This is a genomic window from Bacillus sp. ISL-35, assembly GCF_018613355.1.
GTDB lineage: Bacteria > Bacillota > Bacilli > Bacillales > Cytobacillaceae > Mesobacillus.
The window spans coordinates 57,088-75,840 of sequence record NZ_JAGGQK010000020.1; the positions used below are offsets into that span (position 1 = coordinate 57,088).

The following is an 18,753-nucleotide window of genomic DNA, read 5'->3' on the forward strand; positions in this document are numbered from 1 at the left end:
AGTGAGGAAAGACCAAAAAGAATTAACTGGAAAACAGAAGGCAGCCATCCTCCTGATCTCGCTTGGACCAGATGTTTCTGCTTCGGTATACAAGCATCTAAGTGAAGAAGAAATCGAGAAGCTTACACTTGAAATCTCAGGTGTGAAAAAAGTGGACTCCATGGCAAAGGAAGAAATTCTTGAAGAGTTTCACAGCATTGCGCTGGCGCAGGATTACATCACCCAGGGCGGAATCGGATATGCGAAAACGGTATTGGAAAAAGCATTAGGAACCGATCAGGCAGCGGTAATCATCAATAGATTGACTTCATCACTGCAAGTAAGGCCGTTTGATTTTGCGAGAAAAGCGGATGCTGGCCAGATTCTCAATTTCATCCAAAATGAGCATCCGCAAACGATCGCACTGATCCTTTCTTATTTGGACTCCGCACAGGCCGGACAGATCTTATCTGAACTGCCGCAGGAAGTACAGGCGGATATTGCCCGTCGTATTGCAGTGATGGACAGTACCTCACCGGAAATCATTAATGAGGTAGAGCAAATCCTTGAAAGAAAGCTGTCAGCTACTGTCACTCAGGATTATACTCAAACCGGCGGAATCGAGGCTGTTGTTGATGTATTGAACGGTGTAGACCGTGCAACCGAGCGCACAATTCTCGATGCACTGGAAATCCAGGACCCTGAACTGGCTGAGGAAATCAAAAAGCGGATGTTCGTATTTGAAGATATTGTCACTCTTGATAACCGGGCGATCCAGCGTGTTATCCGCGATTGTGAAAATGAAGATCTTATGCTTGCTCTTAAGGTATCAAGTGATGAGGTCAAGGAGATTGTCTTCAAAAATATGTCTAAACGGATGATGGAAACCTTCCAGGATGAAATGGAATTCATGGGCCCTGTAAGGCTGCGTGATGTGGAAGAGGCTCAATCAAGGATTGTTGCCATCATTCGCCGCCTGGAGGAAGCCGGTGAAATCGTCATTGCCCGTGGCGGAGGGGATGATATCATTGTCTAGGCTAATCAAATCACAATTCACCACTGCTTTGACAACAGAAAAGAAAGTCATTTCCATCAGGATGCTGGAAACTTCCGCAGAAGCAGAAACTGCTTCGCCTGTCTTCACTCATACAGAGGATGAGAGGAAGAGAATCCTGGACAACGCTGTGATGGAAGCAAATCGTATTGTTTCGAAGGCGATAGAGGAAGCCGATTTTATCAGGAGGCAGGTTGCATCCGAAAAGCAGGATTGGGAACAGCAAAAAGATATTTTGGCTGAGGAATCCAGGCAATCGGGTTTTGAACAGGGATATCAAGATGGCAGACATCAAGGGTACGAAGAATACCGTCAGGCAATAATGTTTGCACAAGAAACGGTGGATGCGGCGAAACAGGATTACCAGAACCATATCGACTCTTCGGAAAAAGTGATTCTCGACCTTGGGGTGAAAATCGCAGGAAAGATCATTGGAGAAAAATTGGCCGCTGATGAAGGGTTCCTTCCGCTTGTTAAAAGAGCATTGAAAAATGCAAGGGATTATAAGGACATTCAGCTACATGTCCATCCAAACCACTATCAGGAATTGCTTGCTCACAAAGAGGAATTGATCGCTATTTTTCCAAAAGAGATTGTGTTCTACATCTATCCGGATGAGGAACTGGAAGAAACGGCCTGCCTGATCGAATCTGAAAATGGCAGGATTGATGCTAGTGTGGACAGCCAGTTGGAAGAAATCAAAAATAAACTGTTCGAGATTCTGGAGAGTGAACTATAGTGAAGGCTGAGGATTTATTGCATCATGTCGACTCTTTGGATAGCTTCAAGCGTTTCGGCAGGATCAAGCGGGTAGTTGGCTTGATGATCGAATCTCAAGGTCCGGAAAGTTCAATTGGGGATGTTTGTTTCATCCATGTAGGCACAAAGAAGAAACGGAAGATCCAGGCTGAGGTCGTCGGATTTAAAGATGAAAATGTCATTCTGATGCCTTATACATCTCTTCATGATATCTCGCCTGGAAGTCTCGTGGAAACTACTATGAAACCACTTGAAATAAAAGCCGGTCCAGGTTTGATTGGGAAAATCGTTGATTCTCTGGGAGTCCCATTGGATCAATCCAGTCTCCCGAAAGGACTTGCATCGGTTCCAACAGAGCAAGATCCACCCAACCCTTTGAGCAGGCCGCCAATCTCAGAACCAATCGAAGTTGGAGTCAGGATGATTGACAGTCTGCTGACAGTTGGCAATGGCCAGCGTGTTGGGATATTTGCGGGTAGTGGTGTGGGGAAAAGTACTTTGCTGGGAATGATTGCGCGAAACACTACCGCAGACCTGAATGTCATCGGGCTGATTGGAGAACGTGGAAGAGAAGTAAGGGAGTTCATTGAACGCGATTTAGGGCCTGAAGGTTTAAAGCGTTCGATTGTCGTTGTCGCAACATCAGATCAACCGGCATTGATGCGGATCAAAGGGGCTTATACGGCAACCGCGATCGCAGAATATTTTCGCGATAAAGGCCTGAATGTCATGCTCATGATGGATTCTGTAACGCGAGTCGCGATGGCGCAGCGTGAAGTTGGTCTGGCTGTTGGCGAGCCTCCAACGACCAAAGGTTACACTCCATCGGTGTTCGCGATCCTATCAAGGCTTCTCGAAAGAACAGGTACCAATGAATTTGGGTCGATCACTGGCTTCTACACTGTCCTTGTCGATGGAGATGATATGAATGAGCCTATTGCAGATACAGTTCGGGGAATCCTGGATGGCCATTTTGTACTGGACAGGGACTTGGCCAATAAAGGACAATACCCTGCAGTGAATGTCCTGAAAAGTATCAGCAGGATCATGAACAATATTGTCAGCGATGATCATGTAAAGGCAGCTGAGAGATTGAGGGAATTATTAAGCACCTATATGAACTCTGAAGATTTGATCAATATAGGGGCCTATAAGAAAGGCACGTCTGCGGAAATCGATGAAGCCATTATGAAGTACCCTCAAATACTGAATTTCTTGAAGCAGAGTACAAATGAAAAGGTCTCGATCAATGAGAGTGTAGAGGCTCTATTGCAGCTAGTAAGGAAAGGTTGATCGTTCGATGCGTTATCAATACAAATTTGATAAAATCCTTTCTCTCAAGTCAAGAGAAATGGACGAGGCACAAGTCGTTTACCAAGAATCAGTCAAAAAGTTCGAAGATGCGGCTGAAAGACTTTATGAGCTTTTAAAGAAAAAAGAAGATCTTGAGAGCTTCCAATCTGACAGGCTTCTCGGTGGTTTGCCGGTACAGGAAATACGTCACCATCAACAATTTATCGGCAATCTGGAAAAATCGATTGCGCATTATCAAAAAGTTGTGATGAACGCGAGGAATATAATGAACTTTCAGCAAATGCAACTGATGGAAAAGAACAAGGAAGTCAAAAAGTACGAAAAAATCAAAGAGAAAGACCATCTCCAGTTTCTTGCGAATGAAAAGTATGCGGAGAGCAGGATGATGGACGAAGTCTCGATTCAGCAATACATGAACCGGGAAATTAGGTGATTAAATGGCGGAGAACATGGAGGAAAAAGAAAACCAGCGTGAGAGTAAGTTCCAGGGTTTTTTGCTCGTAGTAGCAATACCGATTCTATTTGCGATTGTTGTGGCTTTGGTTGCCCTTTCCTTTCTAGGAATCAATATTTTTGAAACAGCAAAGGATATCGGCGGCAGGGTCCCATTCCTATCAGAAATCGTGAAAGAAGATAAGCAGCCATCCGTTGAGGAGTTCCAAAAGAATATCGTCAGTCTGGAGGCAGAGATAAAGGACCGTGAAGCTAAAGTGGAACAGCTTCAGTCCAAAGTCGACAGCAAGGATACACAGTTGAAAAGAATTGAACTCGAGAAAGCCCAGCTTCAGGCGCAGATAGAGGAATTGACTGCAATCCAGGAAGAAAACAAACGAGCATTCCGGGAAATTGTCAAGACGTATGAAACGATGTCAGCCAAAAGCGCTGCTCCGATTATTTCTAAAATGGAATCAGATGAAGCGGTAAAGATCCTGACAAATATCAAACCAGAATCACTTGCTGCAATCATGGAAAAGCTTCCGGCAGATGTAGCAGCAAGATATACGGAATTATTGACGAACGAAACGGAAAGCAATTAGAGAGTTGCATTTTTGAAAGGGGGTGAAAAGATGGAAATTGGAGGCCTTGGATTCTTTAATAGTGTCGCAGCTGTGAAACAGCCTGCATTCGGCAAGAGTGAAATGGAAGGCGGTTTTGCTGGCATGATGGCAATGGTCCTTTCTGGAGCAAATGGCGCAAAGACTGCTGAAACACCAGGACAAGATACTAAAGCATTAGAGAGTCTGGCAGATTTGGCTGGCTTTTTAAACACTGAGGACCTGTTGGATTTGGAAGATGGACTGAAGCTGATGGAATCGCTTATGACAGATTCAGAAAATCTTTTAGGCCAGGCTCTTTCCCATTTAGGAATCAGCATGGATCAAGTTCAGCTGCTTCTTCAGAAATGGTCTGGGATCAATGAGGGAAGGAAAGATAATCTTCCTGAAGATGAATTGCTGGCGTCACTTGCCGCTATCCTGGCTGGAATCGCAAATTTGCCAAAAAATGAACTCGCCGCCAGGCTTGATACCAATGATGTTGAAACCATCAAGGCTCTAAAGCTGTATGAGCTGATGTCCAAGTATGCTGATGGCTATGAATCTAAGAGCGCAGCATCACTGAAGGAGACGGTGCAGAAACTTGAGGAAACTTTGACTAGCCTTTTAAAACCTGATAACCGAAGTGGTCAAAGTGAGTATATACAAACTCGATTTACCCAGTTAGCAAGAGAGTTAAACCTGTTAAATGCGAAAAAAACAAATTTTACAGAAGTTAATAGTTTAGCAGATACAGAACCGTCCATTAAGACGGATGGGCAAACGGGGGCTGTTACATTTCTCCCTCAAATGGGAAGGGCAGAGCAGCTGACATTAATGATGAATAGTCCTGAAAGACCCGTTTCAGCAGAGCAATTAATGAAACAATTCGAAGCCATTCTCTCAAAATCTCAATTCATGAATAGCGGCGGAACACAAAAGCTTTTCATAAAATTGTTTCCCGAGCACCTGGGCAGCATTCGGGTAGAGTTATTCCAAAAAGACCAGACAATGATGGCCAGGATCATTACTACTTCCGGCACTGCAAAAGAAACATTGGAATCCCATATTAACGGTCTCAAACAGGCTTTCGCTGCACAAAACCTTTCAGTCGAGAGAATCGAAGTTTCCCAGCAGCAGGCACAACAAGAGCGGTTCTTGAATAGAGATTCCCAGCAGCAGGAAAGACAGCAGGACAACAGGGAACGTGAAAAGAAAGAAGATCAAGGGGATTTTACCCTAACCTTCGAGGAAGCACTGCTAAATACTGAAGCATAGGAGCAAGACAATGGTGAACTCAATCAATTCTTCTTATCTGCTATCGAATCTTCAAAAGGACAGGAAAGCCGGTTCAGACATTCTTGGGAAAGATGATTTTTTGAAAATCCTCATGACCCAGCTTCAGAACCAGGATCCTATGAATCCGATGCAGGATAAGGACTTTATAGCGCAAATGGCAACATTCTCGACACTTGAGCAAATAACGAATATGGGAAAATCTATCGACCGTTTTGTTCAGGCAGAGCAGCAAAACAAGATGATCTCCTACAGTCAGTTTGTAGGCAAGGAGGTTACCTGGCATAAGATTGACACTGCCGACGGCCAGGAAACGATTCAACAAGGAAATGGAAAGGTCGCCTCTGTCCAGTTCAAGGAAGATACCGTTTCGTTTATTCTTGAGGATGGCACTGTCCTGGAACCTGCTAACATTTCCCAGATCAATGAGCTATCAAGTGAAAACCATATGCTGCAGGCGAGCATGCTGATTGGTAAATCTGTTACCTATCTAGATGAAAATAAACAAGAGAAATCAGCTAATGTCCTGTCTGTTTCATTTAAAAATGGAAAGACATCCTATTTACTGGATGATGAGAATAAAACAAGCATCATTTCTTCACAGATCACCAAAATTCAATGACCTAAGGAAGTGAGGTAATGGATAAAACAAATTTTCGTCCAATTCATTCACTGCCTGTTAACAGGACAAACCAAAAACCTGTGAAAGCCAACAACTTTACGCAAACACCTTTTTCCTTGCAATTGCAAAATGCCATCCAATCGAAGAATGGACTGACCATTAGCAAGCATGCAACTGAACGCTTGGAGCAGCGGGGAATAAGCATTTCCCAGGAGCGCTGGAACAGGATTGAGGAAAAAGTCAGTCAGGCGAAGGCCAAGGGCGTGAGTGATTCGCTTGTCCTGCTGAAAGACGCAGCGCTGATTGTCAGTGCGAAAAACAACACCGTCATCACTGCGATGGGCAGGCAGGAAGCGGCAGAACAAATTTTCACCAATATTAATGGAACGATTGTTATGGAAAATTAAAAATACTAAATGGCTGGACCTTCACGGAGGCCTGGGCTGTGGACCGATTGAAGCAGCCCCTAAATCGAAAGGAGTTTTACAAGTTATGCTTCGTTCAATGTACTCAGGAATCAGCGGAATGAAAAATTTCCAGACTAAGCTTGATGTCATCGGCAACAACATCGCCAATGTAAATACATACGGCTTCAAAAAAGGCCGTGTCACTTTTAAAGATACAATGAATCAAACCATCTCTGGAGCAAGTGCTGCGACACAGAATAAAGGCGGAAAGAACCCGATGCAGGTAGGCCTTGGTTCTACAATCGCAAGTATTGACATGATCGATACCCAGTCAAGCCTGCAAACTACAGGCCGTGCGCTTGACCTTGCCATATCGGGAGATGGCTACTTTGTAGTAAAACAGGGACAATCACAGATGTATACACGTGCCGGAAACTTCTATCTGGATGATAATGGGACGCTTGTTACCGGGGATGGATTGAAGGTACAATCATTGAATAATGGAGTTCTTGAAGACATTACAGTTAACGTAAATGCCTTGTTACCGGCCAAGGTTACGACCGAGTTGGAGATGAAAGGAAACCTACCAAAGGACGCGAAAGGTTCATCTGAACTGCTTCAGCAATTAAAGGTGGTGGATAATGACGGAATAGAACATGTGATTGACATGACCATCTCTCCAATTAATGCATCTACTGGTGACTGGAAATTGTCATTTGTTGATAAATCATTGCCTGTTGATCCAAACAATCCTAATGCCAATATAGAAGAAGTGGATATTAAAATTCCAACAGATGATATCGAAAATGCAGATCTGCTAATTAATAAAGGAGGAGTAGCAACCGTATTCAAAGTGGCTATTCCACTGGAAAATCTGACTATTGATGGTGGCAGCCTTGACGCAAACGCCTACCCTGACGGCAACACCCAGGGTGCTCTGGAAAGCTTCAACATCGGCTCAACTGGTGAAATCAATGGAGTATTCTCGAATGGATTAGTCCTCACGCTTGGACAACTTGCGCTTGCTAAATTCAGCAATCCGTCAGGTCTTTCCAAGGTAGGGAATAATACATTACAGGAATCAGTTAACTCTGGAACAGCCAATATTAATGTTCCTGGAGAAGGCAGGGGATCCATCGCAGCTGGGGCACTTGAAATGTCCAATGTAGACCTTTCTGAAGAATTCACGGAAATGATCACGGCTCAGCGTGGTTTCCAGGCAAATACAAGAATCATTACTACATCAGATGAAATCCTCCAGGAGCTCGTGAACTTAAAACGATAGATTAAGAGAGGAGCAGGGCTGAAAGGGTCATCCTTTTAGCCCCTGTGGATAATAGTGATAAAAGTAACGAAATTAAATGGTAAATCGTTCAGGATTAATTCATTATTTATTGAGACTATTGAGGCCTTTCCGGACACAACGATCACGCTGGCCAATGGCCGGAAGTATGTAGTCAGGGAAAGTGAAAATGAAGTAGCGATTTTAATCAAGGAATATTACCAGAGTATCGGCCTTCTCGGAGGTCGGTTGTTGGAGGAACTGGATCATGAAGAATAATAAACTGGTCATGATTATGACAGTCATGCTGGTAGCCATCCTGCTCGTAGGAACAGTCGCAGTTGTAGCGGTGATGAAGCTAAAAGCTGGTGATGGTGAAAAGGAACCAAGTATTGAAGAGGTGCTGGAAGCTTCGGTAGATATACCGGAGGTAACGACGAACCTAGCTTCAAATGATTTCATCAAAATTTCATTCAAAATTGAAACAGATGGTAAAAAAGCAAAAGAAGAACTAGAGAAGAGAGATTTCCAGGTTAAGAACCTGATTATCTATGAACTATCCGAGAAAAAGGCTGAAGAACTGCAAGGCAAGGAAGGCAAGATGAACCTCGAAGAAACTCTCAAAGTGAAGTTGAATGACCTGATGCAGGATGGAAAAATCAAGAAGGTCTACATAACAGGTTCTCTCCTCCAGTAACAGAATGAATCTTATTACCGTAAACGTATGGAGGTGAAGAGAATGTCGGGAGAGGTATTATCACAAAATGAAATAGATGCTTTGTTGTCCGCCCTGTCTACAGGAGAAATGGATGCCGATGAATTAAAGAAGGAACAGGTAGAAAAAAGAGTCAAAGTATATGATTTCAGGAGGGCATTGCGTTTCTCTAAGGATCAAATCCGCAGCCTGACCCGAATTCATGAAAACTTTGCCAGGCTGCTGACAACTTTTTTCTCAGCTCAGCTAAGGACATATGTCAATATTAGCGTGGCTTCAGCTGACCAGATACCTTATGAAGAATTCATTCGGTCTATACCAAAGATTACGATATTAAATGTGTTTGATGTAGAACCGCTTGAAGGCAGGATCCTCATGGAAGTCAATCCGAACATTGCTTATGCCATGATGGACCGTCTGCTAGGCGGCAGGGGGACAAGCCACAACAAAGTTGACAGTTTGACAGAAATTGAGACAAAGATCATGTCAAATATGTTTGAGAAAGCTTTTGAAAATTTCAGGGAGGCATGGGGGTCGATTTCGGATATCGATCCGCAGCTTTCGGAATTTGAAATCAATCCGCAATTCTTGCAGATGGTTTCTCCAAATGAAACTGTCGTAGTCATCTCTTTGAATACGACGATCGGGGAAGCGAGCGGAATGATCAATATATGTATACCGCATGTAGTCCTGGAACCGATCATTCCTAAATTGTCAGTGAAATATTGGATGCAATCGGATAAGAAACAAAGCTTGCCAATTGAAAATTCAGTACTGCAGAGTGAAATCCAAAAGGCTGATGTTTCAATTACAGCAGAAATAGGGTCGTCTGAAATTTCGATCCAGGATTTTCTTATGCTTGATATCGGCGATGTAATTGAATTGAATCAGCAGATAGACCAGCCTTTACTGATAAAAGTCGGAGATATCCCTAAATTTGTAGGACAGCCAGGGAAATTGAACAAGAAGTTAGCCATTCAAGTGTTTGATACATTTAAGGGGGGAGACGATGATGGTGAGCGATGACATGTTATCTCAAGATGAAATTGATGCGCTTCTAAGAGGGACTTCTGATGAGGCGGAAGAAACAGAAAACGTGATTGATGTAGATGACTATTTTTCTTTTATGGAGAGAGATGCCCTCGGTGAAATAGGGAATATTTCATTCGGCAGCTCTGCTACAGCATTATCCACTCTGCTGAACCAAAAGGTTGAAATCAATACACCTACGGTTACAGTTGTGCACAAGTCCAAACTGGAAGATGAATTCCCGGATCCGTATGTGGCGGTCCAAGTGCATTATACAGAGGGATTCATCGGCAGCAATATGCTTGTGATCCAGCAAAATGACGCAGCGATCATCGCCGACTTAATGCTGGGCGGCGATGGAATGAATCCAAGGGAACTGCTTGATGAAATCCAGCTTAGTGCAGTTCAAGAGGCGATGAACCAGATGATGGGTTCGGCGGCAACCTCAATGTCAACTGTATTTAGCAAGAGGGTCGATATTTCGCCTCCAAATATCAATCTATTGAATGTGGTTGAAGGGGAAGGAACAGAATCGATTCCTGAAGATGATATTTTAGTTAAGGTATCATTCTCTTTAAAAATTGGCAGTTTAATTGATTCAAACATCATGCAGCTTTTGCCGGTAACCTTCGCGAAAAGTCTTGTTGATGAATTATTGAATCCAGGGGGATCAGGAGCGGTCCAGCAGGAAGAGGCTGTGCCTCAAACACCGCAGGCCAACCAGGCTGCCACAGAACAAAACAATCCTTATGAACAAGGGCAGCAGCAAAATACTGTTCAACACCAAGGTTTCCAGCAGCCGGAATATCAGCCGCAGCCGGAGCAGGTTTATTATCAGCCTCAGGCACAGCAAAATATCCCGCAAGGATATGGATATAATCCTCAGCCGATGCAGCAGGGGCCGCAGCATTATGGCGGCAATGTGATGGCCGGAAGCCAGCCGACAGTCCAGCCGGCAGTCTTCTCCAGTTTCGAGAATGTTCAAGGGCAGCAGGCTGAAACAAAGAACCTGAATATGCTGCTTGATATTCCGTTACAGGTAACTGTGGAGCTGGGAAGGACGAAACGCTCGGTAAAGGACATCCTTGAACTAGGTTCCGGATCAATCATTGAATTGGATAAACTGGCAGGCGAGCCTGTCGATATCCTGGTGAACAACCGTTTGATTGCACAAGGGGAAGTAGTGGTCATCGATGAGAACTTTGGAGTCCGGGTTACAGATATTATCAGCCAGAGCGATCGAATTAAAAAATTGAAATAATCTACAGGAGGAATTCCAATGGCGAACAAAATTTTAGTCGTAGACGATGCGGCTTTCATGAGAATGATGATCAAAGATATTTTAACAAAGAATGGGTTTGAGGTGGTTGCTGAAGCTGCTGATGGAGCCCAGGCTCTTGAGAAATATAAAGAATTTCAGCCTGACCTCGTCACAATGGATATTACCATGCCGGAAATGGATGGAATCACTTCACTGAAGGAGATTAAAAAGATCAATCCAAATGCCAAGGTCATCATGTGTTCAGCAATGGGCCAGCAGGCAATGGTCATTGATGCCATCCAGGCAGGAGCGAAGGATTTCATCGTGAAACCTTTTCAGGCAGATCGAGTTATTGAAGCGATTTCCAAAACATTAGGATAATGGACTTATTTATCTATTTTAGAGGGTGCGGCAATTGTTAAGACTAATCCGAACTGCCTCGGCCATTCTTTTCTTATTAGCTGCTCTGTTCAGTCCTATTGGCTTGACTAATGCAGAGCAGCTGAATAAAAGTGTTCAGGATTGCATGAAAAATCCTGATTCTTGTGATGATGGGCAGGCAAAAACTACAGCAAAACAATCAGGTGAAGCACAAGCACAACCACAAGTAGGAGTAAGTTTCCTGGATTTTGTCAGGATGATCCTTGCTACGGTCTTTGTGGCAGCGTTAATATATTTCCTTCTCAAATTCATCAATAAGAAAAGTATGTCATATAAAAGCTCACAGCTTGTTGAGAATCTTGGTGGCACAAGCCTTGGAGCCAACAGGTCTGTCCAGATCGTAAAGGCGGGAAACCGGCTTTTGATTGTTGGAGTGGGTGAAAATATTCAGCTGTTGAGAGAAATAGACGATCCAGAAGAGTACGATCAAGTCATCCAGGAGTATAACAATAAAATGGAACAGCTTATACAGCCAAGCGATATTGTGACAAAGTTGCTTAAAAGAACGAAGAAAGATGGCAGCGATCCACAAAGTTCCAACTTTTCCGCATTGCTTAAAAGTCAGCTGAATGACATGGCGAGCGGACGAAAGAAGATGCTTGAGGAGATACAAAAGAAAGGGTCAAAGAACGATGAATGAGTTCATGGAGTTTTTCAACAGCAGTGATCCAGAAAGTGTATCTACATCCGTAAAATTGATGCTCTTGCTGACTGTACTTTCGATTGCGCCTGGCATCTTGATTCTAATGACCAGTTTTACAAGGATCATCATCGTTCTTTCCTTTGTCAGAACGGCGCTTGCCACTCAGCAAATGCCGCCTAACCAGGTACTGGTTGGCCTTGCGATGTTCCTGTCATTCTTCATCATGGCACCTACTTTCCAGGAAGTGAATGAACAGGCCCTTACACCGTTATTTAATGAAGAAATCAATCTGGAGCAGGCTTATGATAAGGCATCGATTCCTTTCAAGGAGTTCATGAGCGCACATACGAGGCAGAAGGACCTGGCATTATTCCTTCAATATGCTAAGGCGGACACCCCTGAATCGGTGCAGGATATTCCGCTGACGGCGCTTGTCCCGGCTTTTGCGATCAGTGAAATCAAAACGGCATTCCAGATTGGCTTTATGATTTTCATCCCATTCCTGGTGATTGATATGGTAGTAGCGAGTGTCCTGATGTCAATGGGTATGATGATGCTGCCGCCGGTAATGATTTCTCTGCCATTCAAAATCCTCCTGTTTGTCATGGTGGATGGCTGGTATTTAGTCGTGAAATCATTATTACAAAGTTTTTAAGCAGGTGATTGATAATGACAGCAGAATCGGTAATCTCAATAGCCGAGCGAGGAATATATACAGTTTTAATGATCTCAGGACCGCTGCTGATTTTGGCGCTTGTAGTGGGCTTGATTGTCAGTATTTTTCAGGCAACCACACAAATACAGGAACAGACGCTGGCTTTCGTTCCGAAAATTGTAGCTGTTCTCATCGGTGTTATTTTTTTCGGTCCCTGGATGCTCAGCTATATGCTTTCCTATGCAACAGAGATCTTTTCAAATCTTACAAGGTTCGTAGGCTGATGGGATGCTAGATTTTATTCCATCCTTTCCGGCTTTCCTGCTGATTTTTGTGAGGGTAACATCATTCTTCCTGATGATGCCGTTATTTTCCTATCGGACTATCCCGGCAACGCATAAAATAGGCCTTGGTTTCATGCTGGCACTTATCATGTTTTCTGCGATCGGTGCTCCTGAGGTAGCGATTGACAGCGTCTATTTCATGTTAGTCATCAAGGAGGCCCTGGTTGGGTTATTCATAGGGTTCATTGCGGCGATGATGATGGCTGCTATCCAGATTGCCGGCGGTTTTATCGACTTCCAGATGGGGTTTGCGATTGCGAATGTCATCGATCCACAAACAGGCGCACAAAGTCCGTTGATGGGACAATATTTATATACCATTGCCCTTTTGTTTTTACTGACTGTCAATGGCCATCATTTGCTGATGGATGGAATCTTTTACAGCTATAACTTTATACCGATTGACCAGCTGATGATCCCTTTCGGCAATGAAAACATCGCGGAATTCGTTATTCTTTCTTTTAATAAGATGTTCATCATTGCCTTCCAGATGTCCCTGCCAGTTGTGGGCACATTGTTTCTGGTGGACGTTGCACTTGGAATCGTGGCCAGGACTGTGCCGCAGCTGAATATTTTCGTTGTTGGCCTGCCAATTAAAATCGGTGTCAGCTTTTTGGTCCTTATAGCGGTTATGGGTGTGCTGATCGCAGTTACATCGGATCTTGTTTCGACAACACTCTCGACGATGCGGGGATTGATGGAACTGATCGGGGGAGCTTAAAATGAACTTTTTGAAATTGGACCTGCAATTTTTTGCTGGTGAAAAAACAGAAAAAGCGACGCCTAAAAAAAGGCAGGATGCCCGAAAAAAAGGGCAGGTTGCCAAAAGTCAGGATGTCAATACGGCGATTGTATTGCTTGCCGTATTCCTGTTTTTGATGTTTTTTGGGAAAACAATGGTTGAGAGATTGATTGGGGTTCTCCGCCATGCACTGCAAAATTATATGTTCATGGAATTGACCGCAAATAATATAGAATCGATTGTGATTGAAATACTTGGTGAACTTGTCTTTTTCCTCGGCCCGGTGATGGCCGTTGCCTTGATTGCAGGGGTAGCCGCCAATTATATACAGGTTGGCTTTATGTTTTCCACTGAGGCTATTCAGATGAAACTGGAGAAAATTAATCCGATCAGCGGCTTTAAAAGGATTTTCTCGATGAGGGCAATTGTCGAGTTACTTAAATCAATTCTTAAGATCACCTTCATTGGAGTCATCGCTTTTTCCGTCCTTTGGCTGAGGATGGATGAAGTATTGCTGCTGGCCAATAAAAGTGTCGGTGCCGCAATCGCGACAATTGCCGGGCTAACGCTTCAAATGGGGCTTTTTGCTTCCGGAGCATTGCTATTTTTGTCATTATTGGACTTTTTGTACCAAAAATATGACTTTGAAAAGGGTATCCGCATGTCAAAGCAAGACTTGAAGGATGAGTATAAGAATATAGAAGGTGACCCGCTCATCAAATCAAAGATCAAGCAGAAGCAAAGAGAGATGGCAATGCGGCGGATGATGCAAGAAGTTCCGAAGGCAGATGTAGTCATAACGAACCCGACTCACTACGCCATAGCTTTAAAGTATGACGAAGAGAAGTCCGATGCGCCAGTCGTGGTTGCCAAAGGTGTCGATTTTGTCGCGCAGAAAATCAAATTGATTGCCAAAGAAAATGAAATCATGACTGTCGAAAATCGTCCGCTTGCCAGGGCTTTATATAGTCAGGCTGAAATCGGGGACGCCATACCTGAGGAATTTTTCAAGGCCGTGGCCGAGATTCTCGCGTATGTATATCAAACAAAAAATAAAGTGCTGTAATTTTCAAGGTATGCAGTGTTTAGGAGAGAAGAAATATGTCCGGAAAAGACCTATCTGTCATATTCGGTGTCATTTTAATAGTTGCGATGTTAATCATTCCTTTCCCATCCTGGCTGTTAAGTATACTGATTATGGTCAATATATCAATCGCACTGCTGGTGCTTTTGAACACAATGAATATGACGGAGCCGCTGCAATTTTCTGTTTTTCCTTCATTGCTGTTAATTTTAACTTTGTTTCGTCTGGGCCTCAATGTCTCCACAACCCGTTCCATCCTGTCACATGGAGAGGCTGGGGGAGTTGTTGAGGTATTCGGTTCTTTCGTTGTAGGTGGAAATGTAGTAGTAGGTATGGTTGTTTTCTTCATTTTGGTCATTATCCAATTCATAGTCATCACAAAAGGGTCTGAACGTGTATCAGAGGTTGCTGCGAGGTTTACACTTGATGCGATGCCCGGTAAACAAATGAGCATCGATGCTGATTTGAACGCAGGGATGATCTCTGAACAACAGGCCCGTGAACGACGCGAAAAGGTAAGCAGGGAGTCTGATTTCTATGGAGCGATGGACGGAGCCAGCAAGTTTGTTAAAGGGGATGCAATTGCTGGTATCATCATCGTTCTGATTAACCTGATTTTTGGTATCGTTATCGGTATGACGCAGCAGGGACTGGGGATTGGCGATGCTGCTCAACGGTACTCGCTATTGACAGTGGGAGATGGCATTGTAAGCCAGATCCCTGCGTTGTTGATTTCAACTGCTACTGGCATTGTCGTCACTAGGGCAGCATCAGATGGGAATTTGGGTTTCGACATAACTTCACAGCTAACTGCTTACCCAAAGATGCTTTATGTGGCCGGTGGTACAATCTTCATGCTTGGTTTGTTCACACCAATAACAGATTTGCTGACCATTCCGTTAGCCGGGTTATTAGCTTATGGCGGATATGCTTTCTCCCGTGTAACTGAACCTGATCAACAACAGCTTCAGGAAATGGAAGAGGATATCCAGATGGATGAGATGAAGAGCCCGGAAAGTGTTGTCAATCTATTGAATGTCGATCCAATAGAGTTCGAATTCGGTTACGGACTGATTCCTCTGGCAGACGCCAACCAGGGTGGAGACCTCCTTGACCGGATTGTCATGATCAGAAGGCAGCTTGCCATTGAGCTGGGACTCGTTATCCCTGTCGTCAGGATCCGTGACAATATCCAGCTTCAGCCCAATGAATACCGGCTGAAAATCAAAGGCAACGAAATGGCCAGGGGAGAATTGCTTCTGGACCACTATCTCGCCATGAGTCCTGGAATCGAGGATGAATCGATTGAAGGAATTGATACGGTTGAACCAAGCTTTGGCTTACCGGCAAAGTGGATTACAGAAGAAATGAAGGAACAGGCTGAAATTTTTGGTTATACCGTCGTTGATCCGCCTTCAGTCGTATCCACGCACATTACGGAAGTGATCAAAGCAAATGCCCACGAGCTTCTTGGACGACAGGAAACAAAGCAGCTGATCGACCATCTTCGGGAAAGCTATCCTATACTGGTCGAGGAAGCTACGCCAAATCCATTGTCAGTAGGCGAAATCCAAAAGGTGCTTGGCAAGCTGCTTAGGGAGAATGTCTCAATCAGGAACCTGCCGATCATCTTTGAAACACTTGCAGATTATGGAAAAGTCACAACTGATACGGATATCCTTGCCGAATATGTACGCCAGGCGCTGGCAAGGCAAATCACCAACCAGTATTCAAGAAATGGAGAAACACTTAAGGTCATAACATTATCTGGCAGGGTAGAAAAAATGATAGCCGAAGGTGTACAGCAAACCGAACATGGAAACTATCTGTCGCTTGATCCAACGGTTTCCCAGGGAATCCTCGAATCAGTTGCAAGTCAGGTGGAGCAGTTGAGCATCATGGAACAGACACCGATCATCCTCTGCTCGCCAGCAGTAAGGATGTATGTACGCCAGCTGACGGAAAGATATTTTGCCCAGATCCCTGTATTGTCATATAACGAACTTGAAGCGAATGTCGAAGTCCAAAGTGTCGGAGTGGTGAATATAGAATGAAAGTAAAAAAATATACAGCTTCATCCATGCCCGAAGCAATGAAACAGGTTAGATCCGAGCTTGGCAGCGATGCCGTGATCCTGAATTCCCGTGTGGTCCAGACAGGAGGATTCATGGGTTTCTTCAAGAAAAACAGCATCGAGGTCATTGCCGCTATTGATCCGGACACTGAGATCGCCTCTAAACCGGTAAACTTGGATAAATCCTTGAAATATAATACTTCATCCAAAAAAACAGAAGAACCTAAAGCAGAACAAACCTTTTATAAAAAGGGAACGGAACTGACGGCACCATCAATGGCTGACAAAGATTTATTAAAGGAGATATCACAGCTGAAAGACATGCTTAAGTCATCTGGCAGCACAGAAGGAATTTCACTTCCAGATCCTGTGAGCAGGCACCTTCAGCACTTAAGGGATCAGGATGTGGACCAGTCTATTATTGATGAATTGTCTGGTGTCATTCTGGAAAAATGGTATTTGAACGGTGCAGCTGCAAGTGAAGGTGAAGTCGCTGAATGGAGTGCTCAAGCCATTCGGCAAAGGTTGAGCGGACTTTCTTTCGGCGGGGTTTCTTTTACAAAGAAATTCGTCAATGTGATTGGACCGACAGGCGTCGGGAAAACAACTACGCTGGCAAAAATCGCTGCGGAATGTGTATTGAAGCATCAAAAGAAGGTAGCTTTTATTACGACGGACACCTATAGGATCGCAGCGATTGAGCAGTTGAAAACATATGCGAAAATCCTAAATGTGCCAATCGAGGTCTGCTACAACATGGACGATTACAAGGCAGCGACCGGGAAGTTCGCACAATATGATGTGGTTTTCATTGATACAGCAGGACGGAATTTCAGGAATCAAAAATATGTAAATGATTTGAACGATGTCATTGATTTCAGCGAGGAAATGGAAACCTTCCTTGTATTGGCGCTGACTTCAAAACAAAAGGATATGGAGGAAATACGCAATCAATTTTCACTTATCCATATCGACAAATTCATCTTTACCAAACTTGATGAGACTTCCGTTTACGGTTCAATGCTCAATATGGCGGAAAAGTTTTCGACCGGTATTGCCTATTTGACCAATGGCCAGGATGTACCTGATGATTTAATCGGGGCCAGTCCGGAAATTACGGCCAATACAATCATTGGAGTCAACCACTATGAGTGACCAGGCAGAAAAGTTAAGAAACCGGCTCATGACGAATATTCCGATGAATGAAGCAAAGACCCTTGCTGTTGTCAGCGGAAAGGGAGGGGTAGGGAAATCGAACTTTTCTCTGAACTTCTCGATTTCCCTGGCAAAGCAGGGAAGTCGAGTATTGCTATTTGATCTGGATATCGGAATGGGAAACATCGAGATTTTAATGGGCAAGCATTCTCCTCTGTCGATCGCTGACTTTCTTTCAGGTAAAGCATCAATGGAAGAAGTGATTTTTCAAGGCCCACATGGGGTTGAATATATATCGGGCGGAACAGGCTTGAGCCAGCTGATCCGGATGGACAGGGAAAGTGTCGAATATTTCACCTCAAGTTTAAGTGATGTATTAAGAAAATATGATTATATTATTTTTGATATGGGAGCGGGTTTGAATGAAGAAACTCTCTCAATCCTTCTGTCGGTAAACGAAATTTTCGTGATTACCACAACTGAGCCGACCTCCTTGATGGATGCCTACGCTACAATGAAATACATCCATCTTGCCGATGCCGGGCTGCCCTTTTATCTTGTCGTCAACAGGGCTGGTACAGTCAAGGAAGGCAAGGAAACGATGGCCAGGCTTGAGGATGTACTCGTTAAATTTCTGGGCAGGACTCCAATCAAGCTCGGGATTCTGCCGGATGATAAAACGGTCCAGGAAGCAGTAAAGCGGCAAATTCCTTTTGTGCTGTTCAATGAACGGTCACAAGCGTCAAAGGGAATGGCCCAAATTATCGAAAAATATATCAATAAAGAGAGCTACAATGCCGAAAAGAGAGATAACAGGAGTTTTACAGCAAGATTGAAGCAATTCCTTTTCGAAAGGTAGTGGT

Annotated in this window: 22 protein-coding genes; all 22 read left to right on the forward strand. The window is 43.9% G+C overall.

Annotation, left to right across the window (positions count from 1 at the left end; all coding sequences use genetic code 11):
* Position 1 precedes the first annotated feature (1 nt).
* The gene (fliG, locus tag J7E38_RS20505) at positions 2-1,015 is read left to right on the forward strand and encodes a flagellar motor switch protein FliG (RefSeq protein WP_214704024.1); all 1,014 of its coding nucleotides are present in this window, start codon (positions 2-4) and stop codon (positions 1,013-1,015) included.
* On the forward strand, positions 999-1,772 hold the full coding sequence (fliH, locus tag J7E38_RS20510; protein ID WP_215038895.1) for a flagellar assembly protein FliH: 774 nt from the start codon (positions 999-1,001) through the stop codon (positions 1,770-1,772). The genes fliG and fliH overlap by 17 nt, the downstream gene beginning before the upstream one ends.
* Complete coding sequence (gene fliI / locus J7E38_RS20515) at positions 1,772-3,085, forward strand: flagellar protein export ATPase FliI (protein WP_215038874.1); 1,314 nt, start codon at positions 1,772-1,774, stop codon at positions 3,083-3,085. Before fliH ends, fliI begins: the two co-directional genes overlap by 1 nt.
* 7 nt (positions 3,086-3,092) lie before the next feature.
* A complete protein-coding gene (gene fliJ / locus J7E38_RS20520; protein ID WP_214704027.1) occupies positions 3,093-3,539 on the forward strand; it encodes a flagellar export protein FliJ in 447 nt (148 codons plus the stop codon).
* Between the two features lie 4 nt (positions 3,540-3,543).
* Positions 3,544-4,143, forward strand: a complete 600-nt coding sequence (locus tag J7E38_RS20525; protein ID WP_214704029.1) for a MotE family protein — start codon at positions 3,544-3,546, stop codon at positions 4,141-4,143.
* A gap of 30 nt (positions 4,144-4,173) precedes the next feature.
* A complete protein-coding gene (locus J7E38_RS20530; protein WP_214704030.1) occupies positions 4,174-5,418 on the forward strand; it encodes a flagellar hook-length control protein FliK in 1,245 nt (414 codons plus the stop codon).
* A gap of 10 nt (positions 5,419-5,428) precedes the next feature.
* Entirely contained in the window at positions 5,429-6,058 is a 630-nt protein-coding gene (flgD, locus tag J7E38_RS20535; RefSeq protein WP_214704031.1) for a flagellar hook assembly protein FlgD, read from the forward strand.
* Positions 6,059-6,075: 17 nt separating this feature from the next.
* Positions 6,076-6,465, forward strand: a complete 390-nt coding sequence (locus J7E38_RS20540) for a TIGR02530 family flagellar biosynthesis protein (protein ID WP_214704037.1) — start codon at positions 6,076-6,078, stop codon at positions 6,463-6,465.
* A gap of 85 nt (positions 6,466-6,550) precedes the next feature.
* Positions 6,551-7,750 (forward strand): flagellar hook protein FlgE, encoded by a 1,200-nt coding sequence (locus J7E38_RS20545; protein WP_214704038.1) that lies wholly within the window; start codon positions 6,551-6,553, stop codon positions 7,748-7,750.
* A gap of 54 nt (positions 7,751-7,804) precedes the next feature.
* Complete coding sequence (locus J7E38_RS20550) at positions 7,805-8,026, forward strand: flagellar FlbD family protein (protein ID WP_214704039.1); 222 nt, start codon at positions 7,805-7,807, stop codon at positions 8,024-8,026.
* Complete coding sequence (gene fliL, locus J7E38_RS20555) at positions 8,016-8,444, forward strand: flagellar basal body-associated protein FliL (protein ID WP_214704040.1); 429 nt, start codon at positions 8,016-8,018, stop codon at positions 8,442-8,444. Before J7E38_RS20550 ends, fliL begins: the two co-directional genes overlap by 11 nt.
* 42 nt (positions 8,445-8,486) lie before the next feature.
* Positions 8,487-9,488, forward strand: coding sequence for a flagellar motor switch protein FliM (gene fliM / locus J7E38_RS20560; protein ID WP_214704042.1), 1,002 nt, complete (start codon positions 8,487-8,489; stop codon positions 9,486-9,488).
* Positions 9,475-10,752, forward strand: a complete 1,278-nt coding sequence (gene fliY / locus J7E38_RS20565; protein WP_215038896.1) for a flagellar motor switch phosphatase FliY — start codon at positions 9,475-9,477, stop codon at positions 10,750-10,752. The genes fliM and fliY overlap by 14 nt, the downstream gene beginning before the upstream one ends.
* Positions 10,753-10,770: 18 nt before the next feature.
* The gene (locus J7E38_RS20570) at positions 10,771-11,133 is read left to right on the forward strand and encodes a response regulator (protein ID WP_079508438.1); all 363 of its coding nucleotides are present in this window, start codon (positions 10,771-10,773) and stop codon (positions 11,131-11,133) included.
* A gap of 25 nt (positions 11,134-11,158) precedes the next feature.
* Positions 11,159-11,833 (forward strand): flagellar biosynthetic protein FliO, encoded by a 675-nt coding sequence (locus tag J7E38_RS20575; RefSeq protein ID WP_483297187.1) that lies wholly within the window; start codon positions 11,159-11,161, stop codon positions 11,831-11,833.
* Positions 11,826-12,491 carry a flagellar type III secretion system pore protein FliP gene (gene fliP / locus J7E38_RS20580; protein WP_214704054.1) on the forward strand — a complete coding sequence of 222 codons (666 nt, stop codon included), beginning with the start codon at positions 11,826-11,828 and terminating at the stop codon, positions 12,489-12,491. Before J7E38_RS20575 ends, fliP begins: the two co-directional genes overlap by 8 nt.
* A 14-nt stretch (positions 12,492-12,505) precedes the next feature.
* A complete protein-coding gene (gene fliQ / locus J7E38_RS20585; protein WP_214704056.1) occupies positions 12,506-12,775 on the forward strand; it encodes a flagellar biosynthesis protein FliQ in 270 nt (89 codons plus the stop codon).
* Positions 12,776-12,779: 4 nt separating this feature from the next.
* Entirely contained in the window at positions 12,780-13,556 is a 777-nt protein-coding gene (gene fliR, locus J7E38_RS20590; protein ID WP_214704058.1) for a flagellar biosynthetic protein FliR, read from the forward strand.
* Position 13,557: 1 nt separating this feature from the next.
* Positions 13,558-14,643, forward strand: coding sequence for a flagellar biosynthesis protein FlhB (gene flhB, locus J7E38_RS20595; RefSeq protein WP_214704060.1), 1,086 nt, complete (start codon positions 13,558-13,560; stop codon positions 14,641-14,643).
* 35 nt (positions 14,644-14,678) lie between these two features.
* On the forward strand, positions 14,679-16,715 hold the full coding sequence (gene flhA, locus J7E38_RS20600; protein ID WP_214704061.1) for a flagellar biosynthesis protein FlhA: 2,037 nt from the start codon (positions 14,679-14,681) through the stop codon (positions 16,713-16,715).
* Entirely contained in the window at positions 16,712-17,890 is a 1,179-nt protein-coding gene (flhF, locus tag J7E38_RS20605; RefSeq protein ID WP_214704062.1) for a flagellar biosynthesis GTPase FlhF, read from the forward strand. Before flhA ends, flhF begins: the two co-directional genes overlap by 4 nt.
* A complete protein-coding gene (locus J7E38_RS20610) occupies positions 17,883-18,749 on the forward strand; it encodes a MinD/ParA family protein (protein WP_214704063.1) in 867 nt (288 codons plus the stop codon). The genes flhF and J7E38_RS20610 overlap by 8 nt, the downstream gene beginning before the upstream one ends.
* Positions 18,750-18,753 lie beyond the last annotated feature (4 nt).

Bases quoted from the DNA above. Each gene is read 5' to 3' on its own strand.
- fliL (WP_214704040.1), top strand. From the start codon at position 8,016: ATGAAGAATAATAAACTGGTCATGATTATGACAGTCATGCTGGTAGCC.
- J7E38_RS20545 (WP_214704038.1), top strand. From the start codon at position 6,551: ATGCTTCGTTCAATGTACTCAGGAATCAGCGGAATGAAAAATTTCCAG.
- flhB (WP_214704060.1), top strand. From the start codon at position 13,558: ATGAACTTTTTGAAATTGGACCTGCAATTTTTTGCTGGTGAAAAAACA.
- J7E38_RS20570 (WP_079508438.1), top strand. From the start codon at position 10,771: ATGGCGAACAAAATTTTAGTCGTAGACGATGCGGCTTTCATGAGAATG.
- J7E38_RS20540 (WP_214704037.1), top strand. From the start codon at position 6,076: ATGGATAAAACAAATTTTCGTCCAATTCATTCACTGCCTGTTAACAGG.
- fliM (WP_214704042.1), top strand. From the start codon at position 8,487: ATGTCGGGAGAGGTATTATCACAAAATGAAATAGATGCTTTGTTGTCC.
- J7E38_RS20610 (WP_214704063.1), top strand. From the start codon at position 17,883: ATGAGTGACCAGGCAGAAAAGTTAAGAAACCGGCTCATGACGAATATT.
- flgD (WP_214704031.1), top strand. From the start codon at position 5,429: ATGGTGAACTCAATCAATTCTTCTTATCTGCTATCGAATCTTCAAAAG.
- J7E38_RS20525 (WP_214704029.1), top strand. From the start codon at position 3,544: ATGGCGGAGAACATGGAGGAAAAAGAAAACCAGCGTGAGAGTAAGTTC.
- fliJ (WP_214704027.1), top strand. From the start codon at position 3,093: ATGCGTTATCAATACAAATTTGATAAAATCCTTTCTCTCAAGTCAAGA.
- flhA (WP_214704061.1), top strand. From the start codon at position 14,679: ATGTCCGGAAAAGACCTATCTGTCATATTCGGTGTCATTTTAATAGTT.
- fliQ (WP_214704056.1), top strand. From the start codon at position 12,506: ATGACAGCAGAATCGGTAATCTCAATAGCCGAGCGAGGAATATATACA.
- fliH (WP_215038895.1), top strand. From the start codon at position 999: ATGATATCATTGTCTAGGCTAATCAAATCACAATTCACCACTGCTTTG.
- fliR (WP_214704058.1), top strand. From the start codon at position 12,780: ATGCTAGATTTTATTCCATCCTTTCCGGCTTTCCTGCTGATTTTTGTG.
- fliY (WP_215038896.1), top strand. From the start codon at position 9,475: ATGGTGAGCGATGACATGTTATCTCAAGATGAAATTGATGCGCTTCTA.
- J7E38_RS20530 (WP_214704030.1), top strand. From the start codon at position 4,174: ATGGAAATTGGAGGCCTTGGATTCTTTAATAGTGTCGCAGCTGTGAAA.
- fliP (WP_214704054.1), top strand. From the start codon at position 11,826: ATGAATGAGTTCATGGAGTTTTTCAACAGCAGTGATCCAGAAAGTGTA.
- flhF (WP_214704062.1), top strand. From the start codon at position 16,712: ATGAAAGTAAAAAAATATACAGCTTCATCCATGCCCGAAGCAATGAAA.